9 protein-coding genes are annotated in these 16,691 nt (G+C 70.2%); 5 read left to right on the top strand and 4 right to left on the bottom strand.

Features of this window, described 5'->3' with window-relative positions:
* Positions 1–266: 266 nt before the first annotated feature.
* Both H4O13_14045 and H4O13_14050 read right to left on the bottom strand, forming a co-directional pair.
* On the bottom strand, positions 267–3,107 hold the full coding sequence (locus H4O13_14045) for a hypothetical protein (GenBank protein MBE5316511.1): 2,841 nt from the start codon (positions 3,105–3,107) through the stop codon (positions 267–269).
* A 121-nt stretch (positions 3,108–3,228) separates the two neighbouring features.
* The gene (locus H4O13_14050) at positions 3,229–5,937 is read right to left on the bottom strand and encodes a hypothetical protein (protein MBE5316512.1); all 2,709 of its coding nucleotides are present in this window, start codon (positions 5,935–5,937) and stop codon (positions 3,229–3,231) included.
* Positions 5,938–6,172: 235 nt separating this feature from the next.
* Between H4O13_14050 and H4O13_14055 the strand changes: the two genes are divergently transcribed.
* Positions 6,173–7,084 carry a DUF808 domain-containing protein gene (locus H4O13_14055; protein ID MBE5316513.1) on the top strand — a complete coding sequence of 304 codons (912 nt, stop codon included), beginning with the start codon at positions 6,173–6,175 and terminating at the stop codon, positions 7,082–7,084.
* A 409-nt stretch (positions 7,085–7,493) separates the two neighbouring features.
* Here H4O13_14055 and H4O13_14060 read toward each other — a convergent pair whose 3' ends face one another.
* Positions 7,494–7,892, bottom strand: coding sequence for a VOC family protein (locus H4O13_14060; protein ID MBE5316514.1), 399 nt, complete (start codon positions 7,890–7,892; stop codon positions 7,494–7,496).
* A gap of 324 nt (positions 7,893–8,216) precedes the next feature.
* On the opposite strand from H4O13_14060, the gene lexA reads away from it, so the two are divergent.
* The 4 genes from lexA (at position 8,217) to H4O13_14080 (ending at position 14,883) form a co-directional block, all read left to right on the top strand.
* Positions 8,217–8,834 carry a transcriptional repressor LexA gene (lexA, locus tag H4O13_14065; protein MBE5316515.1) on the top strand — a complete coding sequence of 206 codons (618 nt, stop codon included), beginning with the start codon at positions 8,217–8,219 and terminating at the stop codon, positions 8,832–8,834.
* A gap of 20 nt (positions 8,835–8,854) precedes the next feature.
* A complete protein-coding gene (gene imuA / locus H4O13_14070) occupies positions 8,855–9,631 on the top strand; it encodes a translesion DNA synthesis-associated protein ImuA (GenBank protein MBE5316516.1) in 777 nt (258 codons plus the stop codon).
* Positions 9,632–9,643: 12 nt separating this feature from the next.
* The gene (locus tag H4O13_14075; protein ID MBE5316517.1) at positions 9,644–11,092 is read left to right on the top strand and encodes a DNA polymerase Y family protein; all 1,449 of its coding nucleotides are present in this window, start codon (positions 9,644–9,646) and stop codon (positions 11,090–11,092) included.
* 611 nt (positions 11,093–11,703) lie between these two features.
* On the top strand, positions 11,704–14,883 hold the full coding sequence (locus H4O13_14080) for an error-prone DNA polymerase (protein MBE5316518.1): 3,180 nt from the start codon (positions 11,704–11,706) through the stop codon (positions 14,881–14,883).
* 88 nt (positions 14,884–14,971) lie between these two features.
* Here the strand turns inward: H4O13_14080 and H4O13_14085 are convergent, their stop codons facing one another.
* On the bottom strand, positions 14,972–16,666 hold the full coding sequence (locus tag H4O13_14085) for a hypothetical protein (GenBank protein ID MBE5316519.1): 1,695 nt from the start codon (positions 16,664–16,666) through the stop codon (positions 14,972–14,974).
* Between the last annotated feature and the right edge of the window lie 25 nt (positions 16,667–16,691).

Below are 16,691 nucleotides of genomic sequence, written 5' to 3' on the forward strand. Positions count from 1 at the left end.
GGGTCGAGACCCACCCTATGCAGAGCGGCGCAGCGCAGGTCGTCCCAATCGCAGCACAGCGAAGCCGAACAGGTTGGGCCAAGCGCAACGCGGCCCCGCGTCGCAACCTTCGAGATCACCGCGTCAGTCATCCGTGCGGACCGGCGCGGAGAGCCGGTGGGTCGAGACCCACCCTATGCGCGGCGCAGCCGGCGCGCGGCGCAGGTCATGCGAAGTCGCGAACGTAGGGCCAAGCGCAGCGCGGACAGTCCTATCGCATGAGGTGGCTAGGGCTCAAAACCGTCGGCGAACACCCGGTTCAGGTCGTCCAGCTGCAGCCGGTACAGCTCGGCGCCGAGCACGCCGTCGTCAGCGCGGAAGTACACGTCATCGCCTGCGACCAGCAGTTCGCTGGGCCGGCTGCCGGCCGGGCCGGGGGCGATGTCGGCGCCACTGAAGTTGAGCAACTGGCGGTTGAACAGCACGCGCAGCTCCTCGCCGTCGTTGACCGGCGCCGAACGGTGCGCGCTGAACACCAGCGCACCGTTCGCGGTCACCACCGGCTCGCGGCCGATCGCGCGCAGGGTGGTGCTGCTGTCGTCGTACGCGCAGCGCGTGCCAGCGGCGCTGCCATCCGTTTCGAACAGCGCGCAGTTGGGCCGGCTGCTGCTGATGCCGCTGAAGTACAGCCGCCCGTTGGCGAACAGGTAGGGGCGCTGCTGCTGTTGCGCCGCCATGCCGCTGCCGCTGCCGGCGAACAGATCCACCACCAGTCGGGTGCCGGCCGGGCTGCCGTCGGTGACGTAGAGCTCGCGGCCGGTGCTGGGGCTGAACGCTGTGAAGAACATCCGCGGGCCGGCCAGCACGAACTCGCGCGGCTCGCTGTCGCCAGCGCCGGGGTGGATGTCGAGCAGGCGCTGGGTGGTCTGCGCCGTTCCGCCGGTGACCCAGGGTTCGATGCCGAAGATGCCGTCGTCGGCGCGGAACACCGCCACTTCGGGCAGACCCGGGCGCCCGCGCAGGGTCACCAGCTCGCGCACCTGGCTGCCGCTGCTGCCGCTCTGGATGTCCAGCACCAGGGCCGCGCTGTCGTTGGCGTCCAGCGCGAACAGCTCCAGGCCGGAGTTGCCGTTGCTGGCGACGAACAGCAGCTTGTCGGCGACCGTCGCCAGCTGGGTGAAACCGTCATCGAAGCAGAAGCTCTCCAGGCGGCGTTCTTCCGGCGTCGAGAGGTTGGTCACTGCGACGGTGCCCGCCACTGTGCCGTCGCTCTTGAAAATCTCGACGTCGTCGAAGCCGCCTTCGTCCGCGTAGAAGTAGACCCGACCGTTGCGCTCGGCGTAGCAGCTGCCGTCGGCATTGCGTGCGCGGATGCTGCCGAGGTCAATGGTGCCCGTCGGGGTCCCGTCGATCGCCTGCAGCCCGTCGCCGCTGTCGACCCACAGCCGACCGAAGAACGCGCCAATGGCCTGGAAGATGCGCAGAAAGGGTGAGGGCGCGCCGGGGTCGCCTGCGACCAGCGGAAACAGCAGGGTCTCGGTGCTGGCGCCGCCGCGGAATGCGTTCACGAACAGCCGCTGGTTGAACACCGCGAGCGGGGTGGCAAAGCTGTCGCCGACATCGCCGACGAAGTTGCCCAGCGGCACCGTGGAGAGGGCGCTGCCCTGGGTCATGAAAGGCTCGCCGCTGCCGGAATCGGTCGCGCCGTATCCAATCAGGGCAGCGCTGCCGGCGGTCGGGAACAGCACCATCAGGCCGGGATCGTCGATCGCATTGCCGCTGATCTCGACCGTACCGGCGGCGCTGCCGTCGCTGATCCACAGCTGCATTTCGCCGCCGCTGCTGAGCGCGGGATTGATGAATCCGAGAAACACCCGCAGGTTGTTGGCGCTGCGGGTCAGAAAGAAGCTGATGCTGGAGTTCGCCAGGCCCTGGGCGCCGGGCACCAGCTCTTTCAGCAGGACCGTGCCTGCTGCCGTGCCATCACTGCTGAACAGCTCGCGGCCGCTGGCCGGCGTGTTGGCGGTCAACAGCACGCGATTGCCGAGGCTGACCAGATTGGCCGGGCTGGCGGAGGAGATCGACTGCGTGCCTGCGAGCGTGCCGTCGCTGACGAACAGCTGGCTGTCGGCCACGAAGAACATGCGGAACAGGCTGACGTTCGGCGTCAGCAGACCGCTGGCCGTGGCGAAGCTGCGCAGCAGGGTGCTGCTGGCGGCACTGCTGCCGAAAGCGCGCAGCTCATCCGGCGCCGCGCTGTCGCGAATCAGCATGAAGGTGTTGGGGCCCAGCGACTGCAGATCGGACACGCTGCGCGCGAAGCCGCTGATGTTGAGCCCGCCGACACCGGTGGCGCCGATCGGCGCCTGGGTGGTCGAGCTGTAGGTCAGCAGGCGCACGTCGTTGACGCCATCGACGGTGCGGGCGAGAAGGCAGACCTGGCCGGTCGAGCAGAGCTGGATATCGCTCGGCGAGCCCGACGCTGGGCCGGCCAGCAGATCGATCTCCAGCGACGCCGAGGACGGCCCGGTCAGGCGCCACAGTTCCTGGCCCACATCGGCGCGTGCCGCGCTGAAGAAGGTGCGGGTCACGGCGCTGCCGTTGACGCTGAAACTGAGGCGGGTGAAGTTGACCGGGTTGGAGCCGTCGGCGCCGGGGTTCAGATCCAGCGCCATCACCGGGCGCGCCCCGCTGGCCACATCGAGTCGCCACAGCTCGCGGCCGTGCTGGCCATCGTTGGCGGCGAAGTACAGGCTGCCGCCTTCGACATGGAAGTTGGGCGCGTTTTCCAGGCTGCTGCACTGGCCCGGGCAGAGATCCGCCAGAAGCCGGGTGCCCAGCGCGGTGCCGTCGGTTTCCCACAGCTCGACGCCGTGCTCGGGCGTGCGCATGCTGAACACCGTGCGGCCACCGAAGAACACCGCCGCCTTGAAGCGGTCGAGGCCGCCGTCGCTGGCGGCGTTCGGCCCGGTGTGGAGATCGGCCACCAGACTGACCGTCCCCTGCGCACGCGCGCTGCCGACGGCCAGCCCGAGCGCCCCGATCAGGCACATCAGCACGGCCAGCGCGGCGCGATTGAACGGGCGCGGCGGCGCGCGCAGCGGAGCGATGGGGAGCACGCATTGCATGGTCGATTCCTCCAAGTGGACGCAGCGGGGCGCAGGCCCCTGCTGCGGGTACACGGCGATTGGCATCGCGTTTTGCCATCGGCTGCAGCGGCCCCGGCAGCGGGGGCGATGGCGGGCGGCGCTATTCGAAGCCGTTGGCGAACAGGCGATCGATGTCGGACAGATCCAGCCGGTACAGCTCGAAGCCGCGGCTGCCGTCGTCCGCGCCGAACCAGGCCTGGTTGGCGCGCACCAGCAGGGTGTTGGGTGCACTGCCGCGCGCTCCGGGGCGGACATCGCCACCGGTGATCGGCAGCAGACTGCGATTGCTCAGCGCGAACACTTCTTCGCCGAGCTGCGGCGCGTGCGCGATGAAGGCGATCGCGCCGTTGTCCAGCAGGCGCGCCACGCTGGCCGGGCTGAAGCCGACCGTGGGCACCGGCAGATCGCGGTTCTGCGCGCAGCGGGTGCCGGCCGGGCTGCCGTCGGTGATGAACACGGGGCAGCCGGCCTCAAGGCTCAGCGGATCCGGGCTGCCGGCGAACAGGGCGCGGCTGGCGTTCGCATCCAGCAGCGGCGAGCGGATGCCGCCGGTGGAGCTCACGAAGGCGATGCCCGAGCCAGGCCCCGGGTACAGATCGCGCAGCAGCACGGTGCCGGCGGTGGTGCCGTCGCTGCTCCACAGCTCGAAGCCGTGCAGCGTGGTGCGCGCGGCGAACACCACCCGGCTGCCGACCCGACGCAGACCGTGCGGGGAACTGCCCGCGGCGCCGGGCTCGATGTCCAGCAGCAGGCGCGTGCCCTGGGCGGTGCCGTCGCTGATCCACAGTTCGCGGCCGTGGATGCCGTCGTCAGCGCTGAACAGCATCTGCGGGCCGAGGCGCTCCAAGCCGCTCGGGCTTGAGCTGGCAGGGCCGGGATTGATGTCGGCCACCGCGCTGAGGCCGGCCGGCGGCAGGTAGCGCAGCAGCTCACTGCCGATGTTCGGCGTGCCGGGATTTCCCGCCACCAGGAAGCCGTCGGCGAAGGCGGCGAAGGTGAGGATGTCGCTGACATCGCGCGGGCTGCAGTACTCGAACGCGCCCGCGCTGAGCGTCAACAGAGGCAGGCTGCCGGCGATACTGCCGTCGAGCCGCAGGATGCGGGTGCCATCATCGTCATCGGCGAGGATCAGGCCGCCGTCGAACAGTCCGCCGCAGCCCTGGCCGATGCTCATGAACGGATGCGTCGCCTCCTCCAGCACGGGGCTCAAGCCATCGGTCGCGAAACTGCGCGTGCCGGCGCGCTGCAGCAGCAGGCGGCTGCCCAGCGACACCCCGCGGCGCTGGCGCACGTTCTGCGCAAGCAGGGTCAGGCGATTGTCGAGATCGGCCGGGTCCGCCGCCTGCAGCGCACTGAGGGAGGCACCATCGACGCGCGCGTTAAACAGCAGGCGTTCGCCGACCAGATCCACCGGAAACGGAAACGCATGGCCGACGTCCGAACGCACTTCGGCCAGGCGCCGCAGGTCACCGACCTGGCCGCTGCTGAAATGCGGCTCGCCGCCTGCGCGCGAAGCGAACACGGTGCGTCCGCTGCCCGCCAGCAGCACATCGATCGCGCCGTCGGCCAGCACGTCGAGCAGCACGGTGCCGGTGCTGCTGCCGTCGCTGCTCCACAGGGCGTCGTTCGCGCCCAGGTAGATGCGGGTGCCGTCGCGGCTGGCCACCAGCGGGCTGAAGGAATTGAAGCCGGCATCGCCCGGGACGATCTCGCGCACCAGCGCGGTGCCGGCCACGGTGCCGGTGCTGCGGAACAGCTCGATGTTGCTGGCCGCGCCACTGCGACCAAGCAGCAGCAGCTGGGTCGGCAGCGCAAGCAGACGCTGCGCCGATGACAGGCCCAGGGACAGCGTGCCGGCGGGCGTGCCGTCACTGACGTGCAGCAGGTTGCTGCTGGTGAAGAACACCCGGTTCAGACCGACCACGGCCACCAGCTCGCGGATCGAGCTCGACTCGTGCAGTTGCTGGATGTCGGCGGCCGCCCCGCCGTCGCGCAGCACCCAAAGCTGCGAGGGATTGGCGGCAAGGCCCGAGCGCTGCAGGTAGGCGCGGTCGCCGAGCTTGAGCGCAGCCTGTTCGGACAGACGCTGGGTGGCGGTGTCGGCGGGGAAACCACTCACCGCCGACACCAGGTCGAGCGTGTCGACGCCGCTGTAGATCAGCTGCAGCGGCCGACGCGCGCCGGCGCTGTCGAGCGCGGTGGTCAGCAGGCGGTTGGGGCCGAAGTTGACCGGCAGGGTCGGGCGGCCGTCCTCGCGACCGGCGCGGAAGTCGTGTTCCAGACGCAGCTCGTTGGGCAGCACGCGCCACAGCTCGGATCCTCGGGTGATGCTGCGCGCCACCACGAAGTCGAGCGTCCGCGACACCCCGCCGATCGCCACCGTGACCCGGCGCACCGGGCCGGGGCTGGAGCCCTCCACGCCCGGGTTGATGTCCGCGAACAACCTCGGCGCGCTGGCGCCGGCCTCGAGCACCCACAGCTCGCGGCCGGTCAGCAGATCCTGCGCACTGAAGAACAGACGGCTGCCGACCACGCTGAGATTCATCGGCGTGCCGCTGCACTGGCCGGGGCAGAGATCGGCGAACAGGCGGGTGCCGGCCGGGGTGCCATCGGTGACCCACAGCTCACTGCCCTCCTCGAAGCTGGCGGTAGTGAAGAACTGGCGGCCGTCAAAGCTCGCCGACTCACCGAGGCCGCCGCCCTGGGCGTCGTTCAATCCGGTGAACTGATCGGGCAAGGCGACCACCGACGCGCCCCCCTGCGCGGCGGCGACGCCGCAGGCGCCCAGAAGCAGCGCCAGCCACAGCACCGCATCGCTCCACCTCCGCGCCTGCGCGAGGACGCGTCCCGCACCCTGGCTGCCGCGGCCCGCCCCATCCGCCCTGCCTGTCTGCCACATCCGCGCTCTCCCGGTCAGCCGAGCTGAAGTGCCGGCACAGAGGGCACGCAAACTGCGGCGGGTTTCTGCCATCGACCGCGCGTGACACACACCCGGATGAAGCGGCGCCTTACACTCCGCGCCTTCCTTGACGCGCGTGAGAGCCATGGCCGGATCCAGCCTGTTCGCCCTGATCGACGACATCGCCAGCCTGCTCGACGACGTCGCCGCGATGACCAAGCTCGCTACCAAGAAGACCGCCGGCGTACTCGGCGATGACTTGGCGCTCAACGCCCAGCAGGTCACCGGCGTGCGCGCCGAGCGCGAGCTGCCGGTGGTGTGGGCAGTGACCAAGGGCTCGGTGGTGAACAAGGCCATCCTGGTGCCGGCAGCGCTCGCCATCAGCGCCTTCCTGCCCTGGGCGATCGTGCCGCTGCTGATGCTCGGCGGCGCCTTTCTGTGCTTCGAGGGCGTCGAGAAGCTGGTGCACAAGTGGCTGCACCGCGCCGAGGTCGAGGCCGAGCACAAGGCCCGGGTGGACGCGGTGGCAAACCCCGACGTCGATCTGGTGGCCTTCGAACGCGACAAGATCAAGGGCGCGATCCGCACCGACTTCGTGCTCTCGGCCGAGATCATCGTGATCGCGCTCGGCACCGTGGCCACGGCGAGCTTCAGCCGCCAGCTCGGCACCCTGGTTGGCATTTCGCTGGTGATGACGGTCGGCGTCTATGGCCTGGTCGCCGGCATCGTCAAGCTCGACGACCTCGGTCTGTACCTGACCCGGCGCGCGTCGGCGGCCAAGCAGGCGATCGGCCGCGGCATCCTCACGGCGGCGCCCTGGCTGATGAAGTTCCTGTCGGTGGCCGGCACCGCCGCGATGTTCCTGGTCGGCGGCGGCATCCTGGTGCACGGCATCGGCCCCCTGCATCACTGGGTGCAGGCAACCCTGCCCACCCTCGGTGGCTTCGCCCTGCCCGCCGAGATGGGCATCAATGCCGGCGTGGGGATCGCCGCCGGGGCGGTGCTGGTGGCGCTGTGGATGGGCGTGCAGAAACTGCGTGGGCGCGCGGCAGGGTGAGTGCCTGCGGTCGCTTGATCGGCGACCTCTGAGCAAAGCCCGACTGGCGCTGTCGAGGCCATCCCTGGCGCGCCCTTGGGCGACACGACGCGGCCCCGCCTGAGGTGAGCCGTGGTCGCGCATCCGCGGCCTGTTCCAACGCGTTCGGCCGCGACACGAAGGCGCGCTCGCTTCGCTCGATCACGCATCGCGCGCTCGATCCGCGAGCGCGCCCTCGATGGCGCGCCGGAAGCTCCGACAAATCAGAGATTCCTTAGCCGCTTGTTGAAAAGCTCCCTTCCGGGGAGTTTTTCAAGTCGGCGGTCCGGCGCAGGTCGGTACCGCCTCACGACACATCCATCGCTGACGCGCTTGCTTCGTCGTCCCAGCCATCCCTGGCCAGGCGAGCAGGCTTTCTTTCAACAGCCTGTTAGCTGCCGCGCGTCGGCCCGATCAGATCCCAGCGGTTGCCGTACAGATCCTCGAATACCACCACCTGCCCATAGGTCTCGCTGCGCGGCGCGCCGTCGAAGCGCGCGCCGGCGGCGGCCAGCCGCGCGCAATCGGCGTCGAAATCCGTACTGCGCAGGAACAGCCAGACCCGCCCGCCGCCCTGTCGGCCGATGTGCGCCGCCTGCGCCTCGGTGGCCGCCCGCGCCAGCAGCACCTGCATCGCACCCGGCACGCCGATCACCACCCAGCGCTTCTCGGGCGTCAGCGACGTGTCTTCGATGAGGCGCCAGCCGAGCGCCCGCGTGTACCAGGCGATGGCCTCGTCGTAGTCGCGCACCAGCAGGGCGAACTGGAAGAGCTGTGGGGGCGTGGACATGGGCGTGCTCGTGGAAGGGCGCTGCAGTCTGCCGCACTCCGTGGCACCCGCGATCCGGCCGTCTCAGCCCGCGAGACGACAGCGCGCTGTGCTTGCGCGGGTGCGGCTGCCGTGGGCCCGGGTGGAAGAGGGCAAGCCTCATGGAGCCTGCACGAATCCCGGCCCTCGCGCGCAGCGCTCGGGCATTCAGCAGCGCGCGCAGCGGTGCCACGCACGACGGCTGCCTCGCCCACCAGCTGCGAATCCCCAATCCCGAATCCCTAATTCCCGCTCTTCACACCTCCGCGCTTGCCGCGCCGCCAAACACCACATAAATTTGTGCCCATGCCGCTCACCGACCGCCAGCAAGCCATCCTCGATTTCCTGAGCGCCCGCCTCGCCCAGGACGGCTCGCCGCCGAGCCTGGCCGAGATCGCCGAGGCCTTCGGCTTCAGGCAGGCGCGTTCGGCCCAGGACCACCTGCGCGCGCTGGAGGCCAAGGGCCTGATCGAGCTGAAGCCCGGCAAGGCGCGCGGTATCCGCCTGCTGATGCCGACGCCCGAGGCCGGGCTGCCGCTAGTCGGGCGGGTGGCGGCGGGGCGGCCGATCCTGGCCGATGCGCACATCGAGCGGCATGTCGCGGTCGACCCCGGCCTGTTCCGCCCGCGCGCGCACTTTCTGCTGCGCGTGCAGGGCGATTCGATGGTCGATGCGGCGATCCTGGATGGCGACCTGATCGCCGTGCACCGCACGCCCGAGGCCCGCGACGGCCAGATCGTGGTGGCGCGTATCGAGGACGAGATCACCGTCAAACGCCTGCACCAGCGCGAGGGCCGCCTGCAGCTGCTGTCGGAGAACCCGGCCTATGCGCCGATCGAGGTCGATTCCAGCTCCGGCGACAGCTTCGCCATCGAGGGCCTGTTCGTCGGCGTGCTGCGGCTGGGCACCGGGAACATGCCGTGAGCGCCGATACCGCCACGCCGCTGGGCCAGCTGCTGACCGATCCGCGCCTGTGGCGCGCCGGCAGCGCGCGCAGCCAGCGCGCATCCGAATCCACCGGCGTAGCCGAGCTCGACGCCTTCCTGCCCACCGCCGGCTGGCCGCAGTCCAGCCTGAGCGAAGTGCTGTTCGCCGCCGACGGCCAGGGCGAACTCAGCCTGGTGCTGCCGCTGCTGGCGCGCCTGAGCAGCGGGCGCGGCCGTCTGGTGCTGGTGGCGCCGCCCTACCGGCCCTACGCGCCGGCCTTGGTCCAGTGCGGTATCGAGCTGGATGCCCTGGTGGTGGTGCAAGCGCCGCCGAAGCAGGCCCTGTGGGCGGCCGAGCAGTGTCTGCGCGCCGGCTGCTGCGCGGCCGTGCTGTGCTGGCCGGATGCAGGCCGCGACGCCGACGAGCGCAGCCTGCGCCGGCTGCAGCTGGCGGCCGAAGCCGGGCACAGCCTGGGCATCGCCTTCCGGCCGCTGCGCGCGGCCGCGCAGACCTCGCCGGCGGCGCTGCGTCTGACCCTCGACATGGAAGGCGAACTGCGCGTGCTGAAGGTGCGCGGCGCCCATCCGCCTACGCGCAGCCTGCGCTGGCGGCAGCGCGTGCCGGTGGCTGCGCATCCACCTTTGCCGTCGGCGAGCCTGCGCACGCTGCCGCACGATGCGATCGGGCCGAGCAATGCCTCCAACCCGGCGCTGCGTTTGGGCCATGGCATCGGCCATCGCGATGACTCCTGCGCGCCGCGGCCCGGCCTGCAGTCCATCCTGCCCCTGCACTGATGCCGACGCGCGATGTCGTCCTCCACGCCACCGCCCCTGTGGGCCGCCGTGCATCTGCCGCAGCTGGCGCTGGACGCGGTGCTGCGCCAGCAGTCCGAGCCTGAGGCGCCGCTGGCCCTGATCGAAGGCCCGGCGCAGCGACGCCGCGTGCTCGATGCCAACCGCGTCGCACGCAGCAGCGGCGTGCAGCGCGGTCAAGCACTGGCGGCGGCGCGCGCGCGCTGCGCCGAGCTGCGCGCGCTCGAACACCGCCCGCAGGACGCCCAGCGCCTGCTGGAGCTGCTGGCCGCCTGGGCCTACCGCTACAGCTCGATGGTCTGCCTGCCGCAGACCGATACCGTGGTGCTGGAAGTCGGCCGCAGCTTCGGCCTGTTCGGCCAGTGGCCGGCCTTCGAGCGCCGCCTGCGCGCCGATCTCACCGCACTCGGCGTGCAGCACCGCATCGCCGCAGCACCCACGATCAGCGGCGCCTGCCTGCTGGCCGCGCATCGCGACGGCCTCGCCGTGGACCGGCCCGACCCGCTGAAGCACGCGCTGGATCCACTGCCGGTCGAAGCCCTGCCGCTGTCCGAGCGCGAAGCCGACAGCCTGCGCGGCATGGGCCTGCGCACATTGCGGCAGGTGTTCGCCCTGCCGCGCGCAGGGCTGGCGCGGCGCTTCGGCCCCGAGTTGCTGGGGCAGATCGACTGCCTGCTCGGCCATGCACCCGACCCGCAGGACCTGTACCGCCCGCCCGAACGCTTCGCTGCCCGCGTCGAATTCAGCTACGAGATCGAGCACTTCACGCCGCTGCTGTTCCCGCTGCGCCGGCTGTGCAGCGACCTCGCCGAATTCCTCACCGCCCGCGACGGCGGCGTGCAGCGCTTCGTGCTGGCGTTGGAGCACGAGGGCCAGCCGGCCAGCACGCTGGAGATCGGCCTGCTCGCACCCGAGCGCGAAGCCGCGCGCCTGTTCGAACTCGCCCGCGGCCGGCTGGAGCGCCTGCCCCTGCCCAAGGCCGCACTCGCACTGCGGCTGGAGGCCAACGAGCTGCCGCCCTTCATTCCGGCGCGCAGCGATCTGTTCGACACCGCGCCGGGCCAGACCGAACCCTGGGAAGGCCTGCGCGAACGCCTGCGCGCCCGGCTGGGCGAAGAAGCCCTGCAGCAGCTGGTCCTGACCGGCGACCCGCGGCCCGAGCGCGCCCAGCAGTGGGTGGCCACGCGCAAGCAGCGCGACCCGGCCCAGCGCCCGGTGCCGCGCCCACCCTGGCTGCTGCCCGAACCACGTCCGCTGCGCGAGGCGGTCGCCGCCGTGCTGGCCGGGCCCGAACGCATCGAAGCCGGCTGGTGGGACGAGGCCGACCAACGCCGCGACTACTACCTCATCGAAACCCGCAGCGGCCAACGCGCCTGGGCCTTCCGGCCGGCCGGCGATGCGGTGAGCTTGCAGGGGTGGATGCTGCAGGGGTGGTTTGCTTGAAGAGCGGGAGTGAGGCGGCTCGCTTGCGCGGCACTGCCGCGCGAGCCGACGAACGCCCGAGCGCTATGCGCGAGGGCCGGGGAGGAATTCGGGATTGGCTTGAAGCCGGCGGGCTGGAGATCGATGGCCACACAGGGCGTGACCCACCGGAGCGAAAGGTCATAGGGTGGGTCTTGACCCACCGGAGCTGGACGCTTGCCTCGGTCAGCAATAGCCGGCACATGCCGGCATCGCACCGCCCGACCTTGAAGATCGCCGCGTTGATGCGTGGTACGGAATGTTCGTAAAAAGTCGCATCGGGAGTGCAGGCAGCGCGAAGGCGGTCAATGCGGCGAGCCTGAGGCATCGGTGGGTCAAGACCCACCCTATGAGAGCCACGCCTCTCACTTCTGCTGCTGTTGCTATTCGCTTTCAGCGGTGAGCGGTGAGCGGTGAGCGGTGAAGACCGCAACAGCAAAAGCCGAGGCCTTCCGCTTGGACAGCCTCGGGGCGCCTGCTCCGCCCGGTCCTCACCCCAGCCCCTCCCCCAAAGGGAATGGGGCCCGAAGCAGCAGCGCCTAGCCCCTCGACCTCATCAGTCGTCATCGGCAACAACGAGCACCTGATCCCCGATGACCGCCAAGACCAACCTCTTCTCCCTGCCGATAAAACCAACTCGCGGGGGCGCGCCCTCGCGCCCAACACCCAAACGCCCCCGCAGCACCACCCCGCCCTACGCCGAACTGCACTGCCTCTCCAACTTCAGCTTCGGCCGCGGTGCCTCCAGTGCGATGGAGCTGTTCGAGCGCGCGCGGGCGCAGGGCTACAGCGCGCTGGCGATCACCGACGAGTGCTCGCTGGCCGGCATCGTGCGTGCGTACGAGACGGCGAAAGCCACCGATCTCACCCTCATCGTCGGCGCCGAATTCAGCACAGCCGACCAGCACTTCAAGTGCGTGCTGCTGGTCGAGGACAGCACCGGCTACACCGCTCTGTGCGAAATCATCACCCGCGCGCGCCGGCGCTCGGAGAAAGGCGAATACCGCTTCGAGCTTGCCGACATCGATCCCGCACCGCCCGGCCTGCTGCTGCTGTGGATACCGCAGGCGCTGGACAATGACGGCCTCGAAGCCCAAGGCCAAGCGCTGGCCCAGCAGTGGCACGATCGCTGCTGGCTGGCGGTCGAGCTGCACCGCGGCCCGGACGACGAAGCGCGCAAGGCGGAACTGCTCGACCTCGCTGCACGCTGCGACTTGCCGGCCGTGGCCTGTGGCGACGCGCACATGCACATCCGTGCGCGACGACCGCTGCAGGACTGCCTGACCGCGCTGCGCCACCGGCTGAGCGTGGTCCAGGCGCGCGGTCTGCTGTTCCCCAACGGCGAACGCCATCTGCGCACGCGGCGCGCCCTGCTCGCGATCTACGGCGATGCGCTGATGGCGGAAAGCCTGCGCATCGCCGATCGCTGTCGCTTCCAACTGACGGAGATCCGCTACCGCTATCCACGCGAGGTGGTGCCGGACGCCCACACCCCGGACAGCTGGCTGCGCGCGCTGACCGAACAGGGCGCGCGCTGGCGCTGGCCGCAGGGCGTGCCGGACAAGGTGCAGGCACAGATCGAGAAGGAGCTCGCGATCATCGCCGAGCTCGACTACGCGGCCTACTTCCTGACCGTGCACGACATCGTCCGCTTCGCGCGTGAGCGCGGCATCCTCTGCCAGGGCCGCGGCTCGGCGGCGAACTCGGCGGTCTGCTTCGCGCTGGGTGTGACCGAGGTCGACCCCGCACACAGCCAGCTGCTGTTCGAGCGCTTTCTGTCGAAGGAGCGCAACGAGCCGCCCGACATCGACATCGACTTCGAACACCAGCGCCGCGAGGAGGTCCTCCAGTACCTCTATTCACGCTACGGCCGCGAGCGTGCGGCGCTGGCCGCCACCGTGATCTGCTACCGCAGCCGCAGCGCCCTGCGCGATGCCGCGCGCGCGCTGGGCCTGTCAGCCGACCAGCTGGAGCAGCTCAGCGCGGCCTCGGCGCGCGGGCAGAGCGCGGTGCCGATCGAGGACCGCCTGGCTGAGCGCGGCTTCGCTCTGGACAGCCCGGTGGTGCGCCGGCTGCTGCAGATCGCGAGTGAGCTGAAGGGGTTTCCGCGCCATCTCTCGCAGCACGTCGGCGGCTTCGTGATCTCGGACGCGCCGCTGTCGACCCTGGTGCCGGTCGAGAACGCCGCCATGCCCGATCGCACCATCATCCAGTGGGACAAGGACGACCTCGACACGCTCGGCCTGCTCAAGGTCGACTGCCTGGCGCTCGGCATGCTGAGCTGCGTGCGGCGCTGCCTCGACCTGCTGCGCGAGGCGCGCGGCATCGAGCTCACGCCGGCCACCATTCCGGCGGAGGATGCCGCCACCTACACGATGATCCAGCGTGCCGACACCGTCGGCGTGTTCCAGATCGAATCGCGCGCGCAGATGGCCATGCTGCCGCGGCTGAAACCGCGCACCTTCTACGACCTGGTGATCGAAGTCGCGATCGTGCGGCCCGGGCCGATCCAGGGCCGCATGGTGCATCCCTACCTGCGGCGTCGGCAGGGCCTGGAGCCGGTCACCTATCCGTCCGCGGATCTTCGCCAAGTGTTCGAGCGCACGCTGGGCGTGCCGCTGTTCCAGGAGCAGGTGATGCAGCTGGCCATCGTCGCCGCCGGCTACACGCCCGGCGAGGCCGACGAACTGCGCCGCTCGATGGCCGCCTGGAAGCGCCGCGGCGGGCTGGAGCACCACCGCGCGCGCATCCTCGAAGGCATGGCCGCGCGCGGCTATCCGCCCGAATTCGCCGAGCAGGTGTTCGAGCAGATCAAGGGCTTCGGCAGCTACGGCTTTCCGGAATCGCACGCCGCCAGCTTCGCCCTGATCACCTACGTCAGCTGCTGGCTCAAATGCCACCACCCGGATGCCTTCGCCTGCGCCCTGCTCAACGCCCAGCCGCTGGGCTTCTACTCGACCGCCCAACTCATCGCCGACGCCCGCCGCCACGGCGTGCGCGTGCATCCGGTGGACGTGCGCTACAGCGACTTCGACTCACACCTTGAAGCCGGCGGCGAAACCGCGCGCGGGCCGATCCGCCTGGGCCTGCGCGAGGTGCGCGGGCTGAAGTCCGAGGCCGCGCAGCACATTGTTCAGGCGCGTGCGCAGAAGGACTTCCGCGATGTCGAAGATCTCGCCCATCGCGCCCAGCTCGACCGCGGTGATCTCGGCCTCCTGGCCGAGGCCGGCGCCCTGCGCGGCCTGGCCGGACACAGACATCGCGCGCGCTGGGCGGTGGCCGGGGTCGAAACCACCCTGCCCCTGTTCGAGCACCTGCCGACACCCGAGGCCCGGGTCAGCCTGCCGCCACCGAGTGCCGCCGAGAACCTGCTGGCCGACTACGCACGTACGGGTCTGTCGCTGGGGCCGCATCCGCTGGCCCTGCTGCGGCCGCAGTTGAATGCGCTGCGCTGCAGGCGCTCACGCGATCTGCTGCAGATGCGCAACCGCAGCCATGTGCGCTACGCCGGCCTGGTCAGCCTGCGCCAGCAGCCCAGCACCGCCAGCGGCGTCACCTTCGTCACCCTCGAAGACGAGGACGGCATGGTGAACCTGGTGGTCTGGCAGCGGGTGGCGATCCGCGATCGCCGCGCCCTGCTCGAATCGCGCCTGCTGCTGGTGGAAGGCCACCTCGAAAGCGCGGACGGCGTGCGTCACCTGATCGCCGGACGGCTGAGCGATGTCAGCGACCTGCTGGGCGCGCTCGATGCGCGCTCGCGGGATTTTCATTGAGGGTTCGAGGCGATTGCAGTCTCTGCAAACGCAGAAGGGGCCGGCGATGCCGGCCCCTTCGGTACGCTCCGTGTGCGATCGCGAAGGATCAGCGCGGAATGTTGACCGTCCAGCCAGCGGTCCAGTTGTCACGCGGGCCGGCGAAGGCGCCGCGGTACTGCACCGGGCGGAAAAAGGCGTCACTCGGAGCCTGGCCGCCGCCCAGCAGCGGCGAGGTCGCCGTCGGCAGGAAGCCGTTGGCCACCAGCAGCGGAGCGCCCGTGCCGTTGCCAGTGCCGGCATTGAACCAGGCGCTGACCGCGTAGGCGGCGCTGGCGTTGTCCTCGAACTGGCCACCGCCGCAGGTGCCGACCCAGGAGCGGGTCATGGTCAGGCTGCTGCCGGTCTGCGTCGCCGAACTCAGCGCATAGGTCTGCGCGTCGATCAGGTTGATGCAGCGGTCGCGGAAGCCGGTGACCAGCACGTTCGCGTAGTTGCCGCCCGAGCCGCGGCGGATGCGCATGCCTTCGTTGCCGACGTCAGCGCGGCCGACCAGGGTCAGGTTGGAGACGGTCGGCAGGGTGCGCGGCGTCTTGTCCGAGGCGGGGTTGTCGTTGTCCGACTCGACGCCGTTGCTGTCGCCACCCTGGTCAGGGTTCACGCCCTGCCAGCCCAGCGCGAACTGTAGCTTGCCGTTGTAGCCCTGGTCGAAGTCGAAGCAGTCGTCGCCCATGTTCGAGCAGACCAGGTACTTGCCGTTGACGCTGCCGCCGAAGAACTCAAAGCCGTCGTCGAGGCCGCCATCGACCTGCACGTACTCCAGCACCGTGCCCGAGCCGACCGCATTCAGGGTGAGCGCGTTGAGTTCCTCGTTCGGCGCGATCTGCTGGCCGGCCCACAGGATGCGCACGTAGCGCAGCGCGCCCGAGCTGTCGTTCTCGATCGCCGGCACGGCGCCATAGACCAGCTCCGGCACCGCCTCGAAGCGGCAGGTGGTGGTGGCCGTGGCGTCGTTGCAGATCGAACGGCCGTTCAGCACGATGCCCGCCCAGGAACCCGGGGTGGCATCAGGGCCGGTGAAGGTGATCGGCTGCGTGGCCGTGCCTTCCGCGTACAGGCGGCCGCCCTGCTTGACCGCGATGAAGTTCGGCGAGCTGCGATCGGTCGAGCCCTGCACGGTCACGCCCGGGGCAATGGTCAGGGTGGCGTTGTTCTCGACGGTCACCTGCCCGCGCACGATGTACTTCTTGCCGGCCGGCAGGAACAGGTTGCTGGTGATGCTGTTGGGCAGGCGGCAGTCGCTGCCGTCGGCGGTGGTGCCGGCCGGGCAGGTCGAAGCCGGCTCGTTGCACTCCAGCGAGCTGATCTTGCTGCTCGGAGCAAACACAAAGTTGGCGTTGGCCAGGCCGGAGGCCGCATTCGGGCTCACGTTCACCGCGATGCCTTCGCAGGTGAAGGAGACGCTGGCGCTGCCCATCGAGGCCTCGGCCGGGCTGCCGCGCTCACTGAAGCGACCGCCGCTGTAGCGAAGCAGGTTGACGTTGGTGTAGTCGAGCTGGCCAGCCACCATCGGGATCGCAAAGGTCGCCCACAGCTGGTTACCGCTGTTGTCGTAGCTGAAGAAGGCGCCGAAAGTGACGTTCGCTTCGGGGATGTAGTCGAGCAGCAGGCCCTTGTTGCGGCCGATGTCGCGACCGTCCACCCAAGCGCCATCGAAAGCTTCAGTGACGATCGAAGCAGAGGCCGGGCCAGCCAGGGCCAACAGGCACGAGGTCGCGAGCAGGGTCTTGCGGAAGGAACGCATGGGGAAGCTCCGTAAGTGGGGGATC

It is taken from the genome of Lysobacterales bacterium (assembly GCA_014946745.1).
Lineage (GTDB): Bacteria > Pseudomonadota > Gammaproteobacteria > Xanthomonadales > Xanthomonadaceae > Aquimonas.